The organism is Achromobacter sp. NFACC18-2 (assembly GCF_900108985.1).
Taxonomy (GTDB): Bacteria; Pseudomonadota; Gammaproteobacteria; order Burkholderiales; family Burkholderiaceae_B; genus Achromobacter.
In genome coordinates, this window is the sequence record NZ_FNYM01000013.1 from 93621 (window position 1) to 116059 (window position 22439).

Here is a 22439-nt window from a genome sequence, read left to right on the forward strand (position 1 = left end):
GATGTAACCATAGAAAACGAAGCGTTAACGTTCGCGGCCGCCGTCCGGTTTTAGGGGGGCGCCCGGATCGCATTCCGCCCGCGCATGCAGCCGGCAAAAATTAATCGGTTGAAGCGCCAGGGCGGCGCCCCTGTAATAGAGCCGGCGCCCGCCTGCTGCGGGGCGACGTTCCCTGCGAGAGGTCCACCATGTCCATCCCTCAAAAATCTTCCCTGGATGCATCGCAGCTCTGGCTGCTGGTGCTGGCCGGCGGCGTCATCATGGGCCTGGCCCTGGGCGTGCGGCACGTCCAGGGCCTGTTCCTCTTGCCCGTCACCATGGACCGGGGCTGGAGCCGCGAGACCTTTGCCATCGCGCTGGCCGTGCAGAACCTGACCTGGGGTGTCGCGCAGCCTTTCACCGGCATGATCGCGGACCGCTTTGGATCGGCCAAGGTGATCGCCGGCGGCCTGGTGTTCTATGCGGCAGGCCTGGCGGGCATGGCTTACGCCACCACGCCCGCGGGCTTCATGTGGACCGCCGGCGTCTGTGTCGGCATTGCGCTGTCCGGCACCGCGTTTGCCGCCATCTACGGCGCGCTCAGCCGGCTGGTGCCGCCGGAGCGGCGCGGCTGGGCGCTGGGTGTGGCCGGGGCGGTGGGCGGACTGGGCCAATTCACGATGGTGCCGGCCGCGCAGTGGCTGATAGGCGGTTGGGGCTGGGTCGCGGCGCTGCTGGGATTCGCCGTTGCGCTGCTGATCTTGCTGCCCCTGGCGTTCCCGCTGCGCGAGCCGGCCGGCCGGCTGCGCGACGCAAGCGCGCCCGACGCAAACCTGTCGCTGACCGACGCCATGCGCGAGGCGTTCACGCGGCCCGGCTTCTGGCTGCTGAACCTGGGCTTTCTCGCCTGCGGCTTCCAGCTTGCCTTCATCGGCACGCACCTGCCCGCCTATCTGATGGACAAGGGCCTGCGCGCGTCGGACGCCGTGGCCGCGCTCGCCATCATCGCCCTGACCAACGTCATGGGCACCTATGTCTGCGGCATCCTGGGGGCGCACCATCGGCGCAAATACCTGCTGGCCGGCCTCTACCTCGTGCGCACCGCGGCCATCGCGCTATTCGTGCTGCTGCCGCTGTCGACCTGGTCGGTGTATGTGTTCGCGGCGGTCATGGGCTTTGTGTGGCTGGGCACGGTGCCGCTCACCAATGGCCTGATCTCGCAGGTGTTCGGCGTGCGCTACATCACGACGCTGTTCGGCTTCGTGTTCTTCGGCCATCAGCTGGGTTCGTTCATGGGCGTGTGGCTGGGCGGCGTCGTGTTCGAGGCCACGGGATCCTACGACTTGATCTGGCTGGGCGCGATGGCGCTGGGCGTGCTGTCGGCCGCCTTGCACTGGCCCATCGACGACCGCGAGATCCAGCGCGTGCGCCCCGCTGGCGCGGCGGGGTAGCGCGCGGCGCGGCGCTAGGCGGGCCGGTGCTGCGTGCCCGCGCCCATGGTGATGTGCAGCATGCGGCAGGGCTCGATGACCTTGACGGTGTGCCATGCGCCCTTGGGGATGACGTAGGCGTCCCCGGCCAGCATCTTCACGCGCTGAATGCCGGTAGGCCATTCCAGGTGCAGCTCCGCGGCGCCGGCCATGAGCCACACGATTTCGTCGGCGCCCGGATGCATCTCCCATTGCGGCCAGTCCGACGTGAATTCGTATTCGGACACCAGCCAGCCGCGCCCGTACTTCTCCAGGTCTTCGCCGGACTGCGACCAGAATGCGTCGCCGCCCGTCACGACGGCGGCGGCGCCGCTGGCGTCCAGATACACGTAGTGCGACGTCAGGTCAGTAGCCATTTGCGCGTCCTCGGAAAGGGGATTCGGGCAGTGTATGCCAGCGCCGCCGTCATATCGATGCGTTTATCATGTGGGCCATCGGCAACAGGGGAGCACGCGATGAGCAAGGGATTCGAAGGGGTGCGCCCCGCGTCCGAGTCGTCCATCGAGATCGGTTTCTTCTTTGACGGCCGGCATTGTGTCGAGCGTATCCGGGTCAAGCCCACCGCCGCCAACCTCAAGCGCGCCGCGGACCGTCGCGCCGCCATCCTGGAGGCCATCGCGCGGGGCGACTTCGACTACGACGCCGAATTTCCCAAACGCGGCGGCAAGCCATCACAGGATTCTGCATGACGAGCAACACGCAGATTGAAATCAACGACCTCACGCCGGAGGCCTTCAGTGCCTTTGGCTGGATGCTGGGCAAGCCCATGCCGGACGGCAACGGCGTGCCGCTGTACACAAACCCCGCCACTGACTTCTGGCATGAGCACCTGTTCAACACCGGGGCGGGTGGCGACGCCGAGGTGCTGTGGGTCAACTACCGCAGCCAGTCCACGGAGATCGCCAGCCTGGAAAAGCACCTGCTGACGCAGCAGGCCATCGTCCCGCTGACGGGCAGCATCATCCAGGTGGTGGCCCGCAGCGCCGCCGACGGCAGCCCCGACCTGTCCACCCTGGCCGCCTTTCGGGTGGCGCAAGGGCAGGGGGTGTGCATGCGGCCGGGCTGCTGGCATGCCACCCGCGTGACGGACGCCGAGGTCACCTGCCTGATGCTGACCCGCCGCTCCACCACGATCGACCTGATCCAGCACCTGACCACCGACGCCAGCGCCACGGAAAGCGCCATCGTGGCCATCCCCGCGCATCGGCTCGACGTGCCGCAGGATCTGCCGCAGAGCGCCTGAGCCCCTGCACGAGGGGGAAATATGCCAGAATCCCCCGGATTCGAGCCGGGCGCACCCCCCGTCGTCATCCGGGCGCCTGAGCCATCCCGCCATGCCGGAGCCCTGAATGCGCCACCGCCAGAGTAGCAACGGAATTTGCCGCACCGCCTGCCGCCCCGTTGCGGGGCGGGTCACAGGACGACTCACAGCCCGGCTCGCAAGCCTGGCCGCAACCATGGCATTGGCGGCTTTCCTGCCAGGATGCAGCGTCACGTCGCCTGATGCCGCGGGCGCGCAATCGGTCGGCATCGAGGGCATCACCGGGCAACAGGCGCGCGGCATTGCCCGCGAGGCCTATCTTTACGGCGCGCCCATGGTCGCTAGCTACCAGGCCATGTACGCCTACAGCCTCGACAAGACCGGCGCGCAATACAAAGGCCCGCCCAACACGATCAACCCGGTCGGCACCGCAGCCGCAGCCGCGGCGAACCTGGATCCGGGGTACCTGTACTCGTATGCCGCCCTGGACCTGCGTGCCGAGCCCGTGGTCATCACCGTGCCGCGCATCGGAAAGCGGCGCGAGGCCTCATTGCAGTTGATGGACCTGTACACGTACCGCCTCGCCCGACTTGGTTCGTCCGGCATCGGCGGCGGCACCTTCCTCATCGCTGGCCCCTCCTGGAAGGGCAAGACACCCGCCGGCATCACCAAGGTGTTCCGGTCCGAGACCGAACTTGCCACGCTGGTGGGCCGCACGCAGCGCTTCAGCCCGGCGGACCAGGACAACGCGCGGCGCATCCAGATGCGCTACAAGGTCCAGCCCCTGTCGGCATTCCAGAAGCGGGCCGCGCCCGCGCCGGCGCCGGTGGATTGGGCGGCGCCGGTCCCGCGCGCCCAGATGTACGCCTCGCTCGCGTTCTATGACGAACTGGCGTTCCTGCTGCAATTCGCGCCTGCCCATGCGTCCGACAAGGGGCTGCGCGAGCGCATGGCCAGCCTCGGCATGCGTCCCGGCGAACCCTACGAGACCGCCACGCTCAACCCCGCGCTGCGTCGCGCCCTGCAAGAGGGCATGCACGACGCGCAGAACGACATCGACAAGAACCGCGCGGCGAAAGGCACGGATACCGACGGGCTCTTTGGCAACCGCGACGCGCTCAAGAATGACTACCTGTCGCGCGCCACCGGCGCGCAGATGGGGCTGTTCGCATTCGGCGGCGGCAGCGCGCCGCCCGCGCCGGCCAGGAAGAAGTAGGCACGCGCCGCATGAAGCGCAACTTCAACATCCACGACCTGCGCATCTTCTACGCCGTCGTCATGACCGGCTCGACGCGGCAGGCGGCGCATGCCATGCACCTGACCCAGCCCGCGATCAGCCACGCGATCTCGCGGCTGGAAAGCGCCACGGGCGTGCAGTTGTTCGACCGCTCCCACAAGACCTTGCGTCCCACCGAGGCCGGCCAATACCTGTACAGCGAGGCCAAGTTCGTGCTGGACGAGCTGGTGCGCATCGACGAAGCCCTGCACAGCATCGAACAGTTCGGCGGGCGCGGCCTGCGCATCGCGTCGTCGCCCGCGCTGGCGCTGGGCTACGCGCCCGACGCCGTGCGCCGCTACCTGGACGCCAACGGCACGCGGCCGTTTTCCATCGACGTCGAGTCGTCCATGCAGGTGATCAGCGCGGTGGAAACCATGCGCGCGGATTTCGGGCTGGGCGCGGTGGGGCGCGACAGCACGCGGCTGAGCTTCACCCCTTTCCTGCGCGCGGACGTCATGGCGATCGCGCATCGCGAGCATCCGCTGGCCGGCCGCGATACGGTTGCCGTGGCGGACATCCCGCCCGACACCTACGTCAAGCCGCTGTGGTCCGACTACGTCGTGGCGCAGGGCGACATCGCGGACTCGCTGCTGCTGCGCTCCGGCATGCAGGCCCACATGTCGCTGGTGCCGGGCACGGTGCGCGCGGTCAAGGGCATCAGCCTGGTCAATGCGCTGTCGGCGTCGGACATCGTGGCGTCCTTCCCCGACCTGGTCGCGCTGCCGCTGGCGTCGCGGCAGTGGTTCGACTTCCTGCTCATCACCCGCACGGAATCGCGCAACCAGGATCTGACGGCACGGCTGCTGGACGCCCTGCGCGCCACCGCCCAGGCGCGCCGCCAGGGCGTCTACGCGCAAACCATCGAACTGCTGGCGTAGACGCCTGGCCTGCAAGCGCTGTCACAAGCGCTGTCATTGCGCCGGCGGCTGCCAGGGCAGGGACTGCAGGTCGCCATCGATGCTGATGGCCTGCCCGCTGACCATCGCCCCGAAAGGGCTGGCCAGGAACAGCGCCATGTTGGCGATGTCCGCCGCGCGCACGAACTGCCGCAGGCTGACGCCGGACAGTTCCAGCCGGGTCTGTTCCTCAACGGACAGTCCCATGTTCTTCGCCCGCGCCGCAATCACCCGTTCGATGCGCGGTCCGGCCACCAGCCCGGGCAGCAGCGCATTGACCCGGATGCCCAGCGGCCCCAGCTCGACCGCAAGCGATCGGGTCAGTCCAACCACGCCCCATTTGGTGGCGGCATAGGGCGTGCGCATGGGCAGCCCCATGCGGCCGGCCACCGAACTGATGTTGATGATGCTGCCCCCGCCCGCCTGGCGCAGCGCGGGCAGCGCGTGGCGCACGGTATGAAATTGCGAGGCCAGGTTGATGTCCAGCGTCGCCGCCAGCTCCTCTTCCGTGATGTCGGCGATGCCCGCTGTCGGACCCGCGATGCCGGCGTTGTTCACCAGCACGTCCAGGCCGCCGAGGTGCGACAGCGCGGTCTGCATATAGCGGTCGATCTCGTCGCGGCTGCCCACGTCCGCGCGCGCCCACGCGTGACGGCAGCCGGCCAGGGCCTGGTCGTCCACGTCGCACACGTGCACGCGCGCGCCGCGCTCGGCAAAGGCGTCGGCCAGCGCCGCGCCGATGCCGGCCGCGCCCGCGGTGACGATGACCCGCTTGCCGGACAGGTCCACGGGCAGGGCGCCAGGGTTCATGAGGGTTTCCGTTTTTTTCATGGCGTCATTGCTTCAGCGTCATTGCTTCATCAGGCGGCAGGTCGATTCCGCGGGCGACGTATACACCTGATCGCCCGGCACGCGCGCCACCAGCTTGTAGTAGTCCCACGGCGCCTTCGATTCGGCGGGCGCCTTGACCTGCATCAGGAACATGTCGTGCACCATCAGGCCGTCGGCGCGGATCTTGCCGTCCTTGACGAAGAAGTCGTTGACCGGGTTTGCCTTCAGCCACTTCATGATGGTCTCGCCGTCGGTGCTCTGGGTGGCCGCCACTGCCTTCAGGTAGGTGGTGGCGGCGGAATAATCGCCCGCCTGCAGCATGGACGGCTTTTTCTTCATCACGGATTCAAAGCGCGACGCCCACTTGCGCGAGGCGTCGTCCTGGTCCCAGTACCATGCCGTGGTCAGGTACATGTTCTGCGCCGCCTGCAGCCCCAGCGCGTGCACGTCCGTGATCAGCACCAGCAAACCCGCGATCTTCATCTTGGGCGTGAGGCCGAATTCATTGGCGGCCTTCACGGCGTTGCTGGTGTCGCTGGCCGAATTGGCCAGGCCCAGCACTTGCGCGCCCGACGCCTGCGCCTGCAGGATGAACGACGAGAAATCCGCCGTGTTCAGCGGATGCCGCACCCTGCCCTTGGCGGTGCCGCCGTCTTCCTGCACCACCTTGGAGGCGTCGCGTTCCAGCGCGTGGCCGAAGGCATGGTCCACCGTCAGGAAGAACCAGTCCTTGTTGCCTTCCTTCATCATGGCGCGCGCCGTGCCGCGCGCCAGCGACACCGTGTCATACACGTAATGCACCGTGTAGGGCGTGCATTGCGAATTCGTCAACTCGGAGGCGCCCGCGCTCACCACGAAGAAGGGCGTCTTCTTTTCCTCGGCCACCTTGGCCATCGCCAGCGCCGCCGCGGAATTCGCGCCGGCGATCAGCATGTTCACGCCGCGCTGGTCCAGCCATTCCCGCGCCCGCGACGACGCGATGTCGGCGCGGTTCTGATGGTCCGCCACCAGTACCTCCACCTTCTTGCCCGCCACCGTGCCGCCCAGGTCCGCAATCGCCATCTTGATGGCCTCGGCGCCGCCGGGTCCGTCGGCGTCCGCCGACAGGCCGGACATGTCGGTGATGAAGCCGATGCGGATCACGCCCTCGTCGGCCTGCGCCGCGCCCGCCATTCCAAACAGCGCGGCCAAGGCCGCCGCGCACAATGTCTTTTTCATGGTTGTCTCCCCACTGGGTTGGATTTTTCAGAACGCGACGTTGCCACGTCCTTTCAGCTGCAGCGTCTCGCGCGCATCGTCGGGCGTGGCGATCTGCAGGGACAGGTCCTCCAGGATCCGCCGGATGCGGCGCACCTGGTCCGCGTTCGACCTGGCCAGCTCGCCCGGCCCGTCCCACAACGAATCTTCCAGGCCCACGCGCACGTTCCCGCCCATCGTCGCCGCCATCGTGGCCAGCGGTGTCTGCTTGCGGCCGGCGGCCAGCACGGACCAGATGTAGTCGTCGCCGAACAATCGGTCGGCCGTGCGCTGCATCATCATCACGTCTTCCGGATGCGTGCCGATCCCGCCGCGGATGCCGAATACCGACTGGATCAGGAAGGGCGGCTTGAGCAGCTTGCGGTCCACGAAGTGCGCCGCCGTGTACAGGTGCCCGATGTCATAGCATTCGATCTCGAACCGCGTGCCGTTGTCGCCGCAGGACGACAAGATGTGCTCGATATCCTTGAACGTGTTCCGGAAGATCAGGTCGTTGCTGCCTTCCAGGTAAGGCCTTTCCCACGCGTGCTTGAACTCCTTGAAGCGCTCCAGCAGTTCATACATGCCGAAGTTCATCGACCCCATGTTCAGCGATGCGACCTCCGGCTTGAACTGCAGCGCCGGCGCCATGCGTTCGGCGATCGGCAGCACGGGGGAGCCGCCCGTCGTGACGTTGACCACCACATCGGATTCCTGGCGGATGCGCGGCAGGAATTGCGCATACAGCGCCGGATCCTGCGTCGGCTGGCCGGTATCCGGCTTGCGCGCGTGCAGATGGACGATGGCCGCGCCCGCCTGGGCGGCGTCCAGCGCGGACTGCGCGATGTCGGCGGGGGTAACGGGCAGGTAAGGCGACATCGATGGCGTATGGACCGAGCCGGTGATGGCGCAGGTAATGATGACCTTTCTGGACTTTTTCATGGGCCTCTGGGGTGCGCGTTGGAATCGCGTTGGATTCGCGTTGGATTCGCGTTGGATATTTATGGCCCCGGCTGTCTCCTCCGGGTGTGGGCCATTCTGTCGCACGCTTCCGGTGCCTGTCACCTGAACAGAAATTATCAATTGATAGGGAATCCGGTGCTGCGGTGCAGCGTTGAAAAGGGCGCGCCGGCCCGACGAAAGCGCGCCGCTGGCCAGGCGCTGAAATACAATATCGGCATGCCGAAATACCTGTTTCGGCCTCAAACAGGCTTACGCCAGAAGCTGCGCTCCATGTCCAACATCCTGCCTTCCCGCCCCGCGCGGCGCATGTGTTCCGCGCGCGTCCGGATCCGTCATCCGGAGGTTCGGCCATGAGCTGTGTGCTTGCGCTCGACCTCGGCGGCACGCGCTTTCGCGCCGCGCTGGTGAACGGCGCGGGGCATGTTGCCCATGCCTGCCACATCGACAGCCCCGCCGGCGCCAGCGCGCGTCCCGGCTGGGACGATATCGACGCCGATGCCTGGTGGCGCGGCCTGCAGGCGCTGGCCGACACCCTGGCCGCGCAGGCGGGCCCGGCCTTCGACGCCGTGCAGGCGGTGGCGGTCTGCGGCGTCACGCGCACGCAGATCTTCGTGGACGGTCAGGGCGAGCCCATCCGTCCCGCCATCACCTGGCGCGACGCGCGGGCGGCGGAAGACGTCTCGCAGTGGCTCGCATCCATGCCGACGTCCCACCCCGAGTCCAGACAGATCAACGCCTTTCACCCCTGGGCCCGGGTGGCATGGCTGCTGCATGCGGAACCCGCCCACGCGGCCCGCGTGAAGGCAGTGTTGGAACCCAAGGACTACCTGAACTTCCGGCTGACCGACCGCATGGCCAGCGACACGGTGTCCATGGCCCGCCTGCACGCGGCGGCCCAGCCCCACGCATCCGGCCCCGACCTGCTGACCGCGGTGGGCGCCAGCCCGGCATGGGTGCCCGAGCTGCTGGATCCCCTGCAGATTGTCGGGCCGGTCCAGGCCGGCCTGCCCGGCGCCCTGGCCCGGCTGGCCGGACGTCCGGTGGTCGCCTGCTCCAACGACACCTGGGCCGCCGTCGCCGGCCTGGGCGCGCTGCGTCCTGGCTACGCCTACAACATCTCCGGCACCACGGAAGTGTTTGGCGCCGTGGGCGCCGAGCCCGTGCAGGCGCAGGGCCTCATGACCGTGGACTGGGGCGGGGGCCACCACCAGATCGGCGGCCCGGGCCAGAACGGCGCGGACACCGTCGCGTGGCTGCTGCCCTTGCTGGGCCGCCTGGGCGAAGACGGCATGGCGGGGGTGGGCGAGGCGATGAACGAACTCCTGGACGCGCCGCGCGACCGTCAGCCGGCGCTCTTCCTGCCCTACCTGCAAGGCGAGCGCGTGCCGTACTGGGATCCGCACCTGCGCGGCGCCTTTCTGGGCCTGAACCGCCGCCATGGTCCGGGAGACCTCGCCTGGGCGGTGCTGGAAGGGGTGGCCTTCCTGAACCGCATCGTGCTCGAGCGCGCCGAGGCCGCCCTGGGCGCGCCCGTTTCCGAAATCCGCTTTGGCGGCGGCGCGGCGTCCAGCGCGCAGTGGTGCCAGGTGAAAGCCGACATTTGCGAACGGCCCGTCGTCGTCGGCCACGCCGACCAGCCCGGCATCCTGGGCGCCGCCGTCGCCGCCTGGACCGCGCTGGGCCAGCACGGCAGCTTTGCGGACGGGCAGGACGCGCTGGCGCGCCCCGCGCAGCGTTATGAACCCCAGCCCGAGCGCGCCCACGCCTACCGCCGCATGTACGCCCAGTTTCGCGCCGCCGAGGCCGCGCTGGCGCCGGTGTCGCATGTGCTGGCAGGCATCCGGGTCTGATGCGGCAGGGCGAGAAAACCCTGTCGCGGCGCCTCCACGTGGCGGCCCTGCCGCACCGCGTCGGGGTATACACTCCTACGCCATCAAGGCGTGGTCGCGCGGCAGGCGGTGGATCACCCTGGCACACACAAGAACTCGAACGCAGCAAGGGTTGATTCGATGCGCGGCATCCTGGAAAAGTACGGCACGGCAATCGCGGGACTCATCCTCCTGGCCTTCTTCGCCATCGGCGCCCCGAACTTCGCGGCCCCGACCAACCTCTTGAACATCGCCAAGGAAACCAGCTTCCTGGCCATCATCGCCATCGGCTTCACGCTGGCGCTGGTCACTGCCGAACTCGACCTGTCCGTCGCCGACGTCACCAGCCTCGCGGCCGTCGTGACCGGCGCCCTGGTGCACACCGGCCAGCCCATTGCCATGGCCATCGCCGCCGGCCTGGGCGTGGGGCTGCTGTGCGGCCTGGTGAACGGCGTGGCCGTCACCCGCCTGCGCGTGCCCTCGCTGATCGCCACGCTGGGCATGGCCGCCATGGCGCGGGGCTTTGCCTTCATGCTGACCGACGGCGTGTCCTATGTGGGCCGCTGGCCCGCCAGCTTCACCGACCTTGCGCGCGCCAAGCCCTTCGGCATTCCCGCGCTGGTGCTCTGGATGCTGGCCGCCGTGCTCCTGGCCTGGTTCCTGATCAAATGGACCCGCACCGGCGCCCGCATGACCGCCACCGGCGAGGCCGGAGAGTCCGCGCGCCTGGCCGGCATCAACATCCGCGCCATGAAGAGCATCGGCCTGGCGTTGTCCGGCCTGTGCGCGGGCCTGGCCGCGATCCTGCTCACCTCCAGCCTGTCGTCCGCCGCGCCCAACATGGCCGGGGACTACTTCCTGTATGCCATCGCCGCCGTCCTGCTGGGCATGACCATGTTCAATCCCGGCCATGCCAACATCCCCGGCACCCTTGTCGCCGCGCTGATCCTCAAGGTGCTGGGCAACGGCCTGGTCCTGATGGGCGCGCCATACTACGTGCAGGACATCGTGCTGGGCTTCATCATGATCGCGTCCGTCGCGGTGTCATCGGCCGTGCTGAAGAAAGCGGCCTTCAAATTCTGACCGGAAGGGGAAAACACATGAACAAGCTCGTCAAGCGTTCGCTGCTGGCCGGCGCATTCGCCATCCAGGCGCTGGCCGCCAGCGCGGCCCACGCCTTCGACGTCGGCATCGTCGCATTCCAGATGTCGTCCGAAACCCACGCCCGCGTCGCCAACGCCGCGGCCGAGGCCGCCCGCGCCAAGGGCTGGACCGTCACCCAGCTCAACGCCGAAGGCTCGCTGCCCAAGCTGGCCGAACAGCTCGACACGCTGGTCAACAAAAAGGTCGACGCCATCGTCGTGGCCATGGGCAAACCGGTGGAAACCGACGCCCAGCTCCAGACCGCCAAGGAAAAAGGCATCCCCGTCGTCGGCGTCATGTCCGGCGCCAGCCCGCACATGCTGTTCGACGTCGAAGTCAACGAATACGCCACCGGCGCGCAGTCCGTGCTGTACCTGCTGGGCAAGATGGGCTACCAGGGCAACATCCTGTCCGCGCGCTTTGACGGCAACTCCGGCACCCGCATCCGCGGCAAAATGCTCGACGCCGTCCTGACCGAGAACACCGCCGTCAAGGACCTCGCCAAGTTCAGCATGGCCCGCACCCAAAGCTGGCGCGACGACGTGCGCAACGGCATGCAGGCCCTGTTCCTGCGCCATCAGGGCCAGTTCAAGGGCGTCTGGGCATCGTTTGACGGCCAGGCCTACGTCATCGACGACCTGCTGCAGGCCCAGGGCATGAAGAAGGGCGACATCACCTTGGTGTCGGTCGACGGCGGCCCCGAAACCTATCGCCGCATCGCCGACCCCAACAGCCTCATCACCGCCACCATGATGATTCCGTTCGAACAATTGGGCGTCAGCGCCGTCGACGCCATCGACCGCATCGTCGTCAAGAAGGAACCCAAGGACAAGGTCGTCGCCGGCCCGTACCTGTTCATGGACTCGGTGCTGGTCGACCAGACCAACGTCCAGAAATTCCTGCAACCCGCCAAGTAAGAGTGAGTCCTGCCGCCATGACCGCCGCATTGTCGCTACGCCAGATCCGCAAGTCCTACGGGGCGGTCGAGGCCCTCAAGGGCGTCGACCTGGACGTGCCCGAAGGCAAGGTCATGGCCATCTGCGGCGACAACGGCGCTGGCAAATCCACGCTCATCCGCATCATCTCCGGCGCGCAGGAACCCAGCGGCGGCGACCTGAGCCTGAACGGCAAGCCCGTCGTGTTCGCGTCGCCGCACGATGCCCTGGTGCAAGGCATCGCCACCATCTACCAGGACCTCGCCCTGGCCCCGCGCCTGTCCATCTGGGAAAACGTCTTCATGGGCGCCGAGCTGACGCGCCGCGTGGGCTTTCTCAGCGTCCTGGACAAGCGCCGCATGGCGCAGGACGCGCGCGGCTACCTGCAGCGCCTGTCCGTGCCCATCGAAGACATGGACCGCCCGGTCGAACGCATGTCCGGCGGCCAACGCCAGGCCGTGGCCATCGCCCGCGCCCTGCGCTGGAACGCCCGCGTCGTCATCATGGACGAACCCACCGCGGCATTGGGCGTCAAGGAAACGGCCCTGGTGCTGAACCTGGTGCGCAAGCTGCGCGAGGAAGGGCGCACCGTCATCCTGATCAGCCACAACATGGCTGATGTGGTCGCGCTGGCGGACCGCGTTGCGATATTGAAGAGCGGCACGAAAGTCATCGAGCGCGACGTGGCGGGATTGGACGCGGATGCGCTGGCGCATATGGTGATGACCGGGAAGGAGTGATTCGCTCGTCTCCAGGTGTCAGGCAGCGACGCAGAAAGCACGTCAGGCGGGCAGCAACAGCAACCGCACGCCAAAAAAAGGCCGCCGCCGGGTAACCCCGGCGGCGGCCTTCTTGCAAACCGCAGTGGAACTTAGTCCTTGCGGCTGGTCACTTCAACCAGGTGATAGCCGAACTGGGTCTTCACCGGACCCTGGACCACGCCGACCGGGGCGCTGAACACCACGGTGTCGAATTCCTTGACCATCTGGCCCGGGCCGAACGTGCCCAGGTTGCCACCGTCGCGGCTCGACGGGCAGCTGGAGTTTTCCTTCGCGAGCTGGGCGAAGTCGCCGCCGTTCTCGATGGCGGTCTTGAGTTCGTTGGCCTTCGCTTCGGTGGAAACGAGGATGTGACGGGCGGAAGCTTGTGCCATGTGGGGGCTCCTTGCGGACTGATTTGGGGGAGGGGAGAGTAACGCATTTGGGCGTACTCACACCCTTGCCATCATAAACGGGCCATGCTGCCGGCATGTAACCAAGTCAGACCACGGGGCCGCCTCTGCACTGATGCGCTGCTGCGTCCCCGCATGCCGCGGTGATTCCGGCTAACCCTAGGCCCGGTCCGCGAACCACTCCCTGAACGGTTCAGGATCCAGATTGGCGGGCACATACCAGACCTTTCGCGTCCGGTCCCATTGAGCCCCCAACGCCTTCACCACGTCCCGGTTTGCGTAGGCCACCTTCAGGTCGCGGTGGCCCACGGCCTTTGCGGGGGCGGCCTGATTGCGGCGCAGCGTGTTGTCGGCCCGCGCCTGGATGCTGCCTAACTGCAGTTGCGCCAGGAAGGGGCTGCGCCGCTCGGGCGCTTCGGGGGCAATCAAGGTCAGGCGCGATTTCGTGCGAGTCGCTGCCACGTAGAACAGGTTTCTTTCTTCTTCGAGTTCCCGAAGTGGATGGGGAAATTCGCCGGCTTCCATGAACGGCAGGATGACGTGATCGAATTCCTTGCCTTTGGCGTTGGCGATGCAGTCGATCAACACCGTGTTCTTGCCGGGGCGCGCGCCGGCAAAGGCTTCGGCGGCGCCGATCCACTCGGAGAACTGGCGCAGGGTTTTTCCGGAATCCCCGGCCGTCGTAATGAAGCCCTGCACGGACCTGGTGACGACCGACGCGTCGTAGGGGTTGATGTACAGCCGCCGGGCCAGGTTTTCCATGTCCATGATGCGGCAGACTGCTTCCAACGCACCCTGGGCGGGCGCGTCGGCCGACAGGGCGCGCAGATGCGACACGGCGTCGGCGATGCGCGTGCGCGCCGCCACGCTGCCCACGCGCTGGATCTGCCCGTCGAAAAAATGCTTCAGCGCCGACGGCTCCTTCGACAGCGTGGCCTGGGCTTCGCGCAGTTCCGGCGGCGTCAGCGGCACCTGTGCAAAGGTCGCCAGCGCCCCGACAATCGCCTCGCGCGTGGCGGGCGCAGCGACGTGGTGGAAATCGTCCAGCGCGATGGCGATCATGCCCCGCAGAAACAGGATCTCTTCGCGCAGCAGGTAGCTGTGCATCGTGAGCGTGCGGTACTGCACGCCCGCGTTCATCAGCGCGTTCTCGATTTCGATGGATTGGTGCGCGTCGCGCAGCAGGATGGCGCAGCCGTCCAGCGGCTTCTTGTCCTGCTTCCATTGCTGCACCGCCCGGACGACCTCGGCACCGCATGCGCCCGGGGCCGCTGCGTAGGTCGGTTCGCGGATTTCCGTGCGCAGGGGCAGATTGGAGTCCACGGGTTTGTGCTTGAACGCTTCCATGGCGTACGCCAGGTGCGGACCGTGGCGGTACGTCATCGTCAGGGGGAGCCTGATGCAGTCCGGAAAGCTCGACGCAATGCGGTGCTGCAGGAACGATTCGTCCGCGCCCAGGTGCGAATAGATGACCTGGTCCTTGTCCCCGACCCCGACAACATAGCTCGCGCCCTGGCCCGACAACGCCTCAAGAATGCAGAACGATGCTTCGTTGAGGTCGTGCAATTCATCGCACACCATCAGCTTGAAAGGCGGCAGTTGGTGGCGCGCGTCCGGGTCTGCCCGGAGCCTGCAGGCCAGGTCATAGCTGGCATCGAAGAAGCCGCGGGCGGCGACCTGGCCGAACACGTCGACGCGCTGCCGTTCGTATTCGACGGCCCACAGGTAGTCGGTCAGGGGAACGCCCGCGCTGGTCGCCGCGTATTCCGGATCGTCGGCGCCATCGGCGGACACCGCCATGGTGGCTTTCAGCCGCAGCAGGTTGTCCAGGAACTGGCTGACGGCCGTGTTGTGGGTCCGGATGTCGAGCGCGTCCGCGTACTGCGGGTTGTTGAGCGCCACGCTTTCCAGCGCCGCCAGCGCAAGTTCCTGCTGTTCGCGCCGTGAATGCAGGATCTCCGGCGTGCCGTCCTCAAGGGTCGCCAGGACGCGCTGCGCGTAGCCTTCCAGCGTCTGGACCTTGACGCGCCGGGCGGTGTTGTAGGCGATCCCCACTTCCTGCAGGCGGGTCTGCAGCACCTGCCTGGCTTCGTCGGTGAACGTCAGCGCCAGGATCTCTTCGGGCGGCAGTCCCCGGGTCAGCGCCTCGCCGATACGCAGGGCCAAAGTGGTGGTTTTTGCGGCGCCCGCATTGGCGATGACCAGGGTGGTCCGGTTCCGCGAGGTCTGGATCTTGCGTTGTTCTTCGGTGGGGACGAATCCCGCCGGAATGAACTGGGGGGAAGCGGAAGGTGTGGTCATGGGCAGGCAACAGGCGGACAGCGAAGGCCGCTGGGACCAGCGGCGGCTTCAGTGTAAGCGGACGGCGCCCTGCCCAGGCGGGCAGGGGCCGGAATCCGCCGGGGCGCCCGCCCGGGGCGTTACCGTACCGGCCAGCCGTACATCAGGCCGCCGTTGCGGTAGGACGCGTTCAAGCCGCGTTCCAGCTTGAGCGGGCTGTTCGGGCCAAGGTTCTTCTCGAAGCTCTCGCCGTAGTTACCGATGTGCTTGATGATGTTGTAGGCCCACTTGTCATCCACGCCCAGGTTCTTGCCCATGCCGGGCGTCACGCCCAGGAGGCGCTGGACGTTGGGGTTGGTGCTTTTCAGCATCTCGTCCACGTTCTTGGACGTGACGCCGTATTCCTCGGCTTCCATCATGGCGAACATGGTCCAGCGGACCAGGTTGAACCATTGCTCGTCGCCCTGGCGCACCATGGGGCCCAGCGGCTCCTTGGAGAAATTCTCGGGCAGGATGTCGTATTTTTCGGGGCTTTCCAGGTTGCTGCGCGCGGCGGCGAGCTGCGACTTGTCGCCGGTGAAGGCATCGCAACGGCCCAGGGCGAAGGCGCGGATGATCTCGTCCAGGCGCTCGACCACGACCGGCTTGAAGGTGACATTCTGCGACCGGAACCAGTCGGCCAGGTTCAGCTCGGTGGTGGTGCCCGGCTGCACGCAGACGGTGGCGCCCTCCAGTTCCTTGGCGCTCTTCACGCCCAGGGACTTGTTCACCATGATGCCCTGGCTGTCGTAGTAGTTCACGCCGACGCCGATCAGGCCCAGCGTGGTGTCGCGCGTCAGCGTCAGCGTGGTGTTGCGGGTCAGCACGTCGACTTCGCCGGATTGCAGGGCGGTGAAGCGCTGGACGGCGCTGATCGCCTGGATCTTGGATTTGGAGGCGTCGCCGAACATGGCGATGGCCAGCGCGCGGCACAGATCCACGTCCAGGCCGATCCAGCCGCCCTTGCTGTCGTTCACGGAAAAGCCCGCGACGCCGGTCGATACGCCGCAGTGCACGAAGCCTTTGCTCTTGACCGCGTCGAAGGTCGCGCCGGCGTGGGCGGTCCAGGACGAGATGAACAAGGCGGTTCCTGCCGCAGCCAGTTTGAGTGCTTTCATGGTGTCTCCGCGCGGAATTGCGCATGTTATGGATCAGCCGAAGGCTGAAGTGCGGCGAATGGTAGCCAGCGGGTCTGGGGGGGAGAATCAGGGAATTCCCGTTAAATCCGGGGGGCGGAATTTGGACCGCTCGCCCGGCCGCGCCGGTTTGCCGTCTTGCGACCGATCGCCCATACTGGGCGCTTCCCCATCCAAGCTCCTATGAAACGACGTGACCCACCCGCAGGACGGGACGACAAGCCAAGGCGCCCCTACGCCTTCGTCAAGCACCAGTTGCTCGGCACGTGGTCCGAGCTGACCCGGGTCAACGCCAGCGACCGTCCCTGGGAAATGCCCCTGGCCGCGGCGCTCTCGTCCGGTCTGCCCCTGATGGTGGGCGCGTATTTCGGGCGCATGGACTACGGGCTGATGTCCAGCCTGGGTGGCATGGTGTTTCTCAGCCTGCCCAACGCCTCGCTCCAGATCCGCATGATGATGCTGCTGGCCGCGTCCTTCGGCATGGTGGCTTGCTACGCGCTGGGCGCGCTGACCCAGTTCTGGCCGACCGCGACGATCGCGGCGCTGACCCTGATCGCGATGGTCGTGAACATGGTGTGCCGCTGCTATCGCCTGGGACCGCCCGGCAGCCTGTTCTTCATCATGGCCACGGCAATTGCCGCCTATACGCCCGGCACCGTCCAGGACGTGCCGACGCGGGTGGGCATGGTGGCGCTGGGATGCCTGGTCGCCTGCCTGGTGGCCTTTGCGTATTCGCTGCACATGACGCGCGTCGCCCCGCCGCCCGCGCCCATCGAATTGCCCAAGCCCACCTTCGACTTTGTAGTCTATGACTCCGTCATCATCGGCCTCTTCGTGGGCATCTCGCTGCTGGTGGCCGAATTGCTGCAGCTGCAGCGGCCCTACTGGGTGCCGGTGAGCTGCCTGGCGATCATCCAGGGCGCCAGCCTGCGCGCGGCCTGGAGCCGCCAGTTGCACCGCATCCTGGGCACGGCGGTGGGCTTGTGCGTGGCCTGGGCGCTGCTCAGCCTGCCGCTGAACGTCTGGACGCTGAGCCTGATCATGATGGCGCTGTCGTTCGGCATCGAAACCCTGGTCGTGCGCCACTACGCCAGCGCGGTGGTGCTGATCACCCCGCTGACGATCTTCCTGGCCGAAGCGCCGCACCTGGGGCAGGGCTATCCCATCGACGTCATCGAGGCGCGTTTCGTGGATACGGCGATCGGCGCCTTCATCGGCGTATTGGGCGCCGTGCTGCTGCACAACCAGCGCATCCGCCCGCTGCTGTCGCGCTGGATGCGGGCGGTGCTGCCCCGGCGCGTGAACTGAAAGGCGGCGCCGGGCGCGGGCGTCATGCGCGCGTCGCGGCAATACGCCGGCCGGCTAGGCATCCCGCCGCGCCTTCCTGTCCCTGCGGCCCAGCACCTTCACCCCCGCCGGCACGGGTTTGTCGCGGATGACGTCCCGCATGTATTGCAGGAACAGCTCGGAGCTTGCCGACAGCGACCGCAGGCGCCGCGTAATGAGGCAGACCTCTCGCGCCAGCCGCGGCGAACCCAGCTCGCGGAACACGAACGGACCCGGTGCTGCGCCAGGCGCCAGCGGCGGCACGATGGAACTGGCCGCCAGCGCCGGCAGGATCGAATAGCGACCGCCGCCGCGCAGGACGGCATGCAATGACGACGTCCGGGATACCTCGTCGTGCTGTTGCTCGAAAAATCCCGCCTTGCCGGCATGCTCGCGCAGATGTGCGAGCATGCCGGTGTCCTCGGTAAAGCCCACGTACTCGGCCGGATCCAAGTCTGCCCACTTCAGCGGACGCGCACCGTGCGCGTAGGCGTGCTGTGCATCGCAGATCACGCCATAACGGTCCGCGAAAAGCGGCGTGTAGACCAGTTCGTCGTACCCGTGATGCGGCGTAGAAATCGCAAAGTCGATGTCGCCGTTGACGATCATCTTCTCGACGAGCGCCGAGCCCGCATCATGCAGCGAGAAAGTGATTCGGGGATAGGCCTGCCGGAACGCGGCGATGGCGTCGCCCAGGAAGTAATTGGTGACCGAGGCCACCACCGCGATCCTGACATGCCCTTGCCGGCCTTGAGACAGCGATTCAAGGTCGCTCAGCGCGCCATCGAATTGGCTGAGGATGCGTTCGGCCTCTGCCTTGAAGCGGGCGGCTTCCGGGGTCATCGCCACGCGCCGCGTATTGCGGTCAAAGAGCTTGACGCCCACGGCGTCCTCGAATTGCCGGATCGTGGCGGTGAGCGATGACTGGGTCAGGAACAGCTGCGAGGCGGCCAGGGTGAACGAGCCCGTGTTGGCCACCGCCACGAAACAGCGGAAGTGGCGCAGGGTGATGTTGCGCTTCATCGTCACGCTCCAAAACGGCCTTGCGTTGATTTATTGGCGAAAACGAATAATAGGCGAAAACTAATAATTTGTAGCGCACAAACCGCGCTTCTAGAATTTCGTTCGGACCGGCGGGTCGGGGCGGCGGGTCATGCCGGCGACATCGCCCGCGACATCGCCCGCACCCATCGCGTTCCCAAGGAGCAAACCGAAATGAGCCGTGCAGGTCTGGCGCCGCTGCGCATCCTGATGTCCGAACAAGCGCTGGGCCGGATAGGCCACGCCATTGCCCACGCGCTGGGACGGCGAGCCTTCGAACCCGTCGTCGCGGCGCAGACGCGCGGCCATGAGCCCCGTGATGTGGACGTCGCGTTCATCTCACGCGACGTGACGGGGCTGTCGACCAAGCATCGCGTGCTCGAACCGCTGGAGGCCTTTTACGGCTCGTTGCGCCAGTCCCCGCGGCTGGCGTGGGTGCATGTCCATTCGGCGGGCGCCGACCGTCCCATCTTCGGCGAGCTCAAGGAACGGGGCGTGCGCGTGACCACCTCGTCTGGCGCCAATGCGCGGGTCGTGGCGCAGACCGCGCTGGCTGGCATCCTGGCGCTGGCGCGCGAGTTTCCGACCCTTTTCGAGGCGCAGCGCGCGCGGACCTGGACGCCCTTGATCGGCAGCCTGCTGCCGCGCGACCTGGCGGGGCAGACCGCCGTGATCGTGGGCTGGGGACCGATAGGCCGCGAGCTGGCGACCTATCTCCAGATGCTGGGCCTGACGGTCATTGCCGTGCGCAGCACGGCCGAGCCCGCGGCGGAAGGCGTGGAAACCCACGCCTTCGAAGACCTGGCCCAGATCGCCGGCCGCGCTGACTGGCTGGTGCTGGCCTGCCCGCTCAGCGACCGCACGCGCGGCCTGCTGAATGCCCATGTGCTGTCGCGCATGGCGCCGCATGCCCGCCTGGTCAATGTGGCGCGCGGCGAGGTCGCGGACGAATCCGATCTGATCGACGCCTTGCGCGCCAAGACCCTGGCCGGCGCCTACCTGGACGTCTTCGCGCACGAACCCCTGGATGCCGCGTCGCCGCTGTGGGACCTGCCGAACGTCATCGTCACCCCGCATTCCGCCGGCCATTCGGACGGCAACGAAGCGCGCGTGGATCGCATCTTTCTGGATTACTTGCGCGAGTGGCGGCTGTGACCGGCTACTTGTGAGGGCCGGACGTGGCGCAATACGGGCAATCGGTGGCGCACGCCTTGACTGACGTCGTGGCGCTGGCTTCCGGGCCATGAAAGCACTCGTGCGCCAGCCATTGGCTCAGGCGCTCGTAGCTTTCCATGTTGCTGCGCCAGTTCGGGGCGCACAGATAATAGCCAAGCGGGCTTTCAAAGGTGCGGTCGAATATGTCCACCAGTTGTCCGGTGGCCAGTTCCTTTTCGATCAGGCAGTGCGGCATCAGCGCCACGCCAAAGCCGGACGATGCCGCCTGGATAATCATCGAAAACAGATTGAAGCCGGGGCCGAAGCGCGCCCGGTCATAATCGCCCAGGTACGTCGAAAACCAGTATTCCCACGACAGCGGAATCTCGATGTGCTGCAGCAGCGTGCATTGCTTGATGTCTTCGAGGCTGCCGATGGGATGCTGTTCCAGGTATTCCCGCGAGCAGACCAGCCGGGTTTCGCGTCCGGTCAGGTATTTGGCGTCCCCGTCGTGCCAATCGCCGTAGCCATACTGGATAGAGGCATCGAAATCGAGTTCGGTGCTTTTGTAATCGGCGACGCTATAGCGCACGAAGTTGATCGAGATATCCGGGTTGACCTCGCGGAAGGTCTTCAGGCGCGGAAACAGCCACTGCGCGGCAAAGGTGGGCGCCGCCGATACGTTCAGGGATTTTGCCGACTGCTGCGTCGCCATGACCTGCGAGGTGGCGCTTTCCAGCGTATGCAGGGCCGGGCGGATCAGGCTGAGGTACGTGGCGCCCATGCGCGTCAATTGCAGCCCATTGGTGCCCCGGATGAACAGCGCATGCCCCAGATAGCTTTCCAGCGTGGCGATGTGCCGGCTGATGGCGCTTTGCGTGACGAACAGCTCCTTGCCCGCCCTCGAGAACGACAGATGCCGGGCCGCCGCGGAGAACGCATTCAACTCGGAAAGGGTGGGGCAGCGGCGTCTCATGAGAGGTATCAGGCGGAGGTATCAGGAGGGGGTATGAGTAATGCTCATAAGGCTGTTCGAATTTGTGTCGAACGCATAGGGGGAGACCCGGTATCGGACCCCCGAATTGTACCGGTAGAGTTCGGCATGCCGTCATTTCCAGGCGTTTTGAACTGTTTACGTGGTTGATTATGAAGCCGGTTGTCATCAAGAATTGCAGGATCCTCAATACCCGAACCTTGGCCCTCGAAAGCGCCGCGACCGTGCTGGTCGAGGACGGTCTGATCACCCGGATCGGCGGCGATGAGCCCGCCCCGGCGGATGCGCAGGTCGTGGACGCCAAGGGCATGACCTTGATGCCCGGCATGATCGACTGCCACGTGCACGTGGTGGCGTCGTCGTTCAACCTGGGCCGCGTCGCGGCCCTGCCCAACGCCCTGGCGCTGTTGCGCGCGCTGCCCATCATGCAGGGCATGCTGGACCGCGGCTTCACGTCGGTGCGCGATGCGGGCGGCGCGGACTGGGCGCTGGCCCAGGCCGTGCTGGACGGCACGGTCGACGGCCCGCGCCTCTTCTGCTCGGGCAAGGCCCTGTCCCAGACGGGCGGCCATGGCGACTTCCGCCAGCGCAACGACGAGCTCGACCCGTGCCCCTGCTCGGTCAAGATCGGCAACATCGGCCGTGTGGTCGACGGCGTGGACAATTGCCGCCTGGCCGTGCGCGAGGAAATCCTCAAGGGCGCCACGCAGATCAAGGTCATGGCCTCGGGCGGCGTGGCCTCGCCCAACGATCCGATCCAGAACCTGGGCTTCTCCGAGGCCGAGCTGATCGCCATCGTGGAAGAAGCCAGCAACGCCAGCACCTACGTCATGGCCCATGCATACACGCCCCGCGCCATCACGCGCGCCGTGCGTTGCGGCGTGCGCACCATCGAGCACGGCAACCTGGTCGACCGCGAGGCCGCGCAGGTGATGAAGGAACACGGCGCCTACATGGTGCCCACGCTGATCACTTACGAAGGCCTGGCCAACGACGGCGAGCGCTATGGCCTGCCGCTGGACTCCGTGAAAAAGATCGCCACCGTGCGCACGCAGGGCCTGACCGCGCTGGAGATCCTGGACGACGTCGGCGTGAAGATGGGCTACGGCAGCGACCTGCTGGGCGAAACCCACTACATGCAGTCCGACGAACTGGTGCTGCGCAGCCGCGTGCTGGGCAACGCCAAGGTCATCCAGCAGGCGACCCTGATCGGCGCCGAGATCCTCAACCAGCAGGGCCTCTTGGGCGAAGTGTGCGAAGGCGCCTACGCCGATCTGCTGCTGATCGACGGCAATCCGCTGGATGACATCGCGCTGCTCACCCAACCCGATTCGATCAAGCTGATCATGAATCGCGGCCTGCTGCACAAGAACGCCTGCTGACGTTCACTTTCTTCTTTACTCCGGAAATTCCCAT

The 22439-nt window shown here is 66.8% G+C and carries 21 protein-coding genes; 12 read left to right on the plus strand and 9 right to left on the minus strand.

Features of this window, described 5'->3' with window-relative positions; genetic code table 11:
* Positions 1-188 precede the first annotated feature (188 nt).
* The gene (locus BMW75_RS19645; RefSeq protein WP_076517226.1) at positions 189-1430 is read left to right on the plus strand and encodes an MFS transporter; all 1242 of its coding nucleotides are present in this window, start codon (positions 189-191) and stop codon (positions 1428-1430) included.
* A 14-nt stretch (positions 1431-1444) separates the two neighbouring features.
* Here BMW75_RS19645 and BMW75_RS19650 read toward each other — a convergent pair whose 3' ends face one another.
* A complete protein-coding gene (locus BMW75_RS19650) occupies positions 1445-1825 on the minus strand; it encodes a cupin domain-containing protein (RefSeq protein WP_092581515.1) in 381 nt (126 codons plus the stop codon).
* A gap of 99 nt (positions 1826-1924) precedes the next feature.
* Here BMW75_RS19650 and BMW75_RS19655 point away from each other — a divergent pair, with 99 nt between their 5' ends.
* The 4 genes from BMW75_RS19655 (at position 1925) to BMW75_RS19670 (ending at position 4887) form a co-directional block, all read left to right on the plus strand.
* On the plus strand, positions 1925-2158 hold the full coding sequence (locus tag BMW75_RS19655) for an Arm DNA-binding domain-containing protein (RefSeq protein ID WP_092581516.1): 234 nt from the start codon (positions 1925-1927) through the stop codon (positions 2156-2158).
* Entirely contained in the window at positions 2155-2712 is a 558-nt protein-coding gene (locus tag BMW75_RS19660; RefSeq protein WP_092581517.1) for an ureidoglycolate lyase, read from the plus strand. Before BMW75_RS19655 ends, BMW75_RS19660 begins: the two co-directional genes overlap by 4 nt.
* A gap of 214 nt (positions 2713-2926) precedes the next feature.
* Positions 2927-3946 carry a DUF1254 domain-containing protein gene (locus BMW75_RS19665; RefSeq protein WP_092581518.1) on the plus strand — a complete coding sequence of 340 codons (1020 nt, stop codon included), beginning with the start codon at positions 2927-2929 and terminating at the stop codon, positions 3944-3946.
* An 11-nt stretch (positions 3947-3957) separates the two neighbouring features.
* Complete coding sequence (locus BMW75_RS19670; RefSeq protein ID WP_092581519.1) at positions 3958-4887, plus strand: LysR family transcriptional regulator; 930 nt, start codon at positions 3958-3960, stop codon at positions 4885-4887.
* A 33-nt stretch (positions 4888-4920) separates the two neighbouring features.
* Here BMW75_RS19670 and BMW75_RS19675 read toward each other — a convergent pair whose 3' ends face one another.
* From BMW75_RS19675 to BMW75_RS19685, 3 genes are read right to left on the minus strand one after another with little or no spacing between them, the layout of a single operon-like run.
* Positions 4921-5715, minus strand: a complete 795-nt coding sequence (locus BMW75_RS19675; protein ID WP_076517213.1) for an SDR family oxidoreductase — start codon at positions 5713-5715, stop codon at positions 4921-4923.
* Between the two features lie 39 nt (positions 5716-5754).
* Complete coding sequence (locus BMW75_RS19680) at positions 5755-6954, minus strand: ABC transporter substrate-binding protein (protein WP_092581520.1); 1200 nt, start codon at positions 6952-6954, stop codon at positions 5755-5757.
* A 27-nt stretch (positions 6955-6981) separates the two neighbouring features.
* Positions 6982-7914, minus strand: a complete 933-nt coding sequence (locus BMW75_RS19685) for a 3,5-dioxohexanoate:acetyl-CoA acetone transferase (protein WP_092581521.1) — start codon at positions 7912-7914, stop codon at positions 6982-6984.
* Positions 7915-8285: 371 nt separating this feature from the next.
* On the opposite strand from BMW75_RS19685, the gene BMW75_RS19690 reads away from it, so the two are divergent.
* The 4 genes from BMW75_RS19690 to BMW75_RS19705 all read left to right on the plus strand — a co-directional run bounded on the left by BMW75_RS19690 (position 8286) and on the right by BMW75_RS19705 (position 12621).
* Positions 8286-9785 carry a xylulokinase gene (locus BMW75_RS19690; RefSeq protein WP_092581522.1) on the plus strand — a complete coding sequence of 500 codons (1500 nt, stop codon included), beginning with the start codon at positions 8286-8288 and terminating at the stop codon, positions 9783-9785.
* A 159-nt stretch (positions 9786-9944) separates the two neighbouring features.
* Positions 9945-10886 carry an ABC transporter permease gene (locus tag BMW75_RS19695; RefSeq protein WP_092581523.1) on the plus strand — a complete coding sequence of 314 codons (942 nt, stop codon included), beginning with the start codon at positions 9945-9947 and terminating at the stop codon, positions 10884-10886.
* A gap of 17 nt (positions 10887-10903) precedes the next feature.
* Positions 10904-11863, plus strand: a complete 960-nt coding sequence (locus BMW75_RS19700; protein ID WP_092581524.1) for a sugar ABC transporter substrate-binding protein — start codon at positions 10904-10906, stop codon at positions 11861-11863.
* Between the two features lie 17 nt (positions 11864-11880).
* Positions 11881-12621 carry an ATP-binding cassette domain-containing protein gene (locus BMW75_RS19705; protein ID WP_092581525.1) on the plus strand — a complete coding sequence of 247 codons (741 nt, stop codon included), beginning with the start codon at positions 11881-11883 and terminating at the stop codon, positions 12619-12621.
* 131 nt (positions 12622-12752) lie between these two features.
* Here the strand turns inward: BMW75_RS19705 and BMW75_RS19710 are convergent, their stop codons facing one another.
* The 3 genes from BMW75_RS19710 to BMW75_RS19720 all read right to left on the minus strand — a co-directional run bounded on the left by BMW75_RS19710 (position 12753) and on the right by BMW75_RS19720 (position 16489).
* Positions 12753-13034 (minus strand): peptidylprolyl isomerase, encoded by a 282-nt coding sequence (locus BMW75_RS19710; RefSeq protein WP_059373949.1) that lies wholly within the window; start codon positions 13032-13034, stop codon positions 12753-12755.
* 177 nt (positions 13035-13211) lie between these two features.
* Positions 13212-15353, minus strand: a complete 2142-nt coding sequence (locus tag BMW75_RS19715) for an ATP-dependent helicase (RefSeq protein WP_092581526.1) — start codon at positions 15351-15353, stop codon at positions 13212-13214.
* Positions 15354-15472: 119 nt separating this feature from the next.
* Positions 15473-16489, minus strand: a complete 1017-nt coding sequence (locus BMW75_RS19720; RefSeq protein ID WP_092581527.1) for an amino acid ABC transporter substrate-binding protein — start codon at positions 16487-16489, stop codon at positions 15473-15475.
* Positions 16490-16690: 201 nt separating this feature from the next.
* On the opposite strand from BMW75_RS19720, the gene BMW75_RS19725 reads away from it, so the two are divergent.
* A complete protein-coding gene (locus BMW75_RS19725; RefSeq protein ID WP_092581528.1) occupies positions 16691-17815 on the plus strand; it encodes an FUSC family protein in 1125 nt (374 codons plus the stop codon).
* 54 nt (positions 17816-17869) lie between these two features.
* On the opposite strand, the gene BMW75_RS19730 is transcribed toward BMW75_RS19725, so the two are convergent.
* Positions 17870-18856: a LysR family transcriptional regulator gene (locus BMW75_RS19730; RefSeq protein WP_092581529.1), complete on the minus strand. Its 987-nt coding sequence runs from the start codon at positions 18854-18856 to the stop codon at positions 17870-17872.
* 192 nt (positions 18857-19048) lie between these two features.
* Between BMW75_RS19730 and BMW75_RS19735 the strand changes: the two genes are divergently transcribed.
* Positions 19049-20029: a D-2-hydroxyacid dehydrogenase gene (locus tag BMW75_RS19735; protein WP_092581530.1), complete on the plus strand. Its 981-nt coding sequence runs from the start codon at positions 19049-19051 to the stop codon at positions 20027-20029.
* 4 nt (positions 20030-20033) lie between these two features.
* On the opposite strand, the gene BMW75_RS19740 is transcribed toward BMW75_RS19735, so the two are convergent.
* Entirely contained in the window at positions 20034-20975 is a 942-nt protein-coding gene (locus BMW75_RS19740) for a LysR substrate-binding domain-containing protein (protein ID WP_092581531.1), read from the minus strand.
* 200 nt (positions 20976-21175) lie between these two features.
* Here BMW75_RS19740 and BMW75_RS19745 point away from each other — a divergent pair, with 200 nt between their 5' ends.
* On the plus strand, positions 21176-22405 hold the full coding sequence (locus BMW75_RS19745) for a metal-dependent hydrolase family protein (RefSeq protein WP_092581532.1): 1230 nt from the start codon (positions 21176-21178) through the stop codon (positions 22403-22405).
* The last annotated feature ends 34 nt before the right edge of the window (positions 22406-22439 follow it).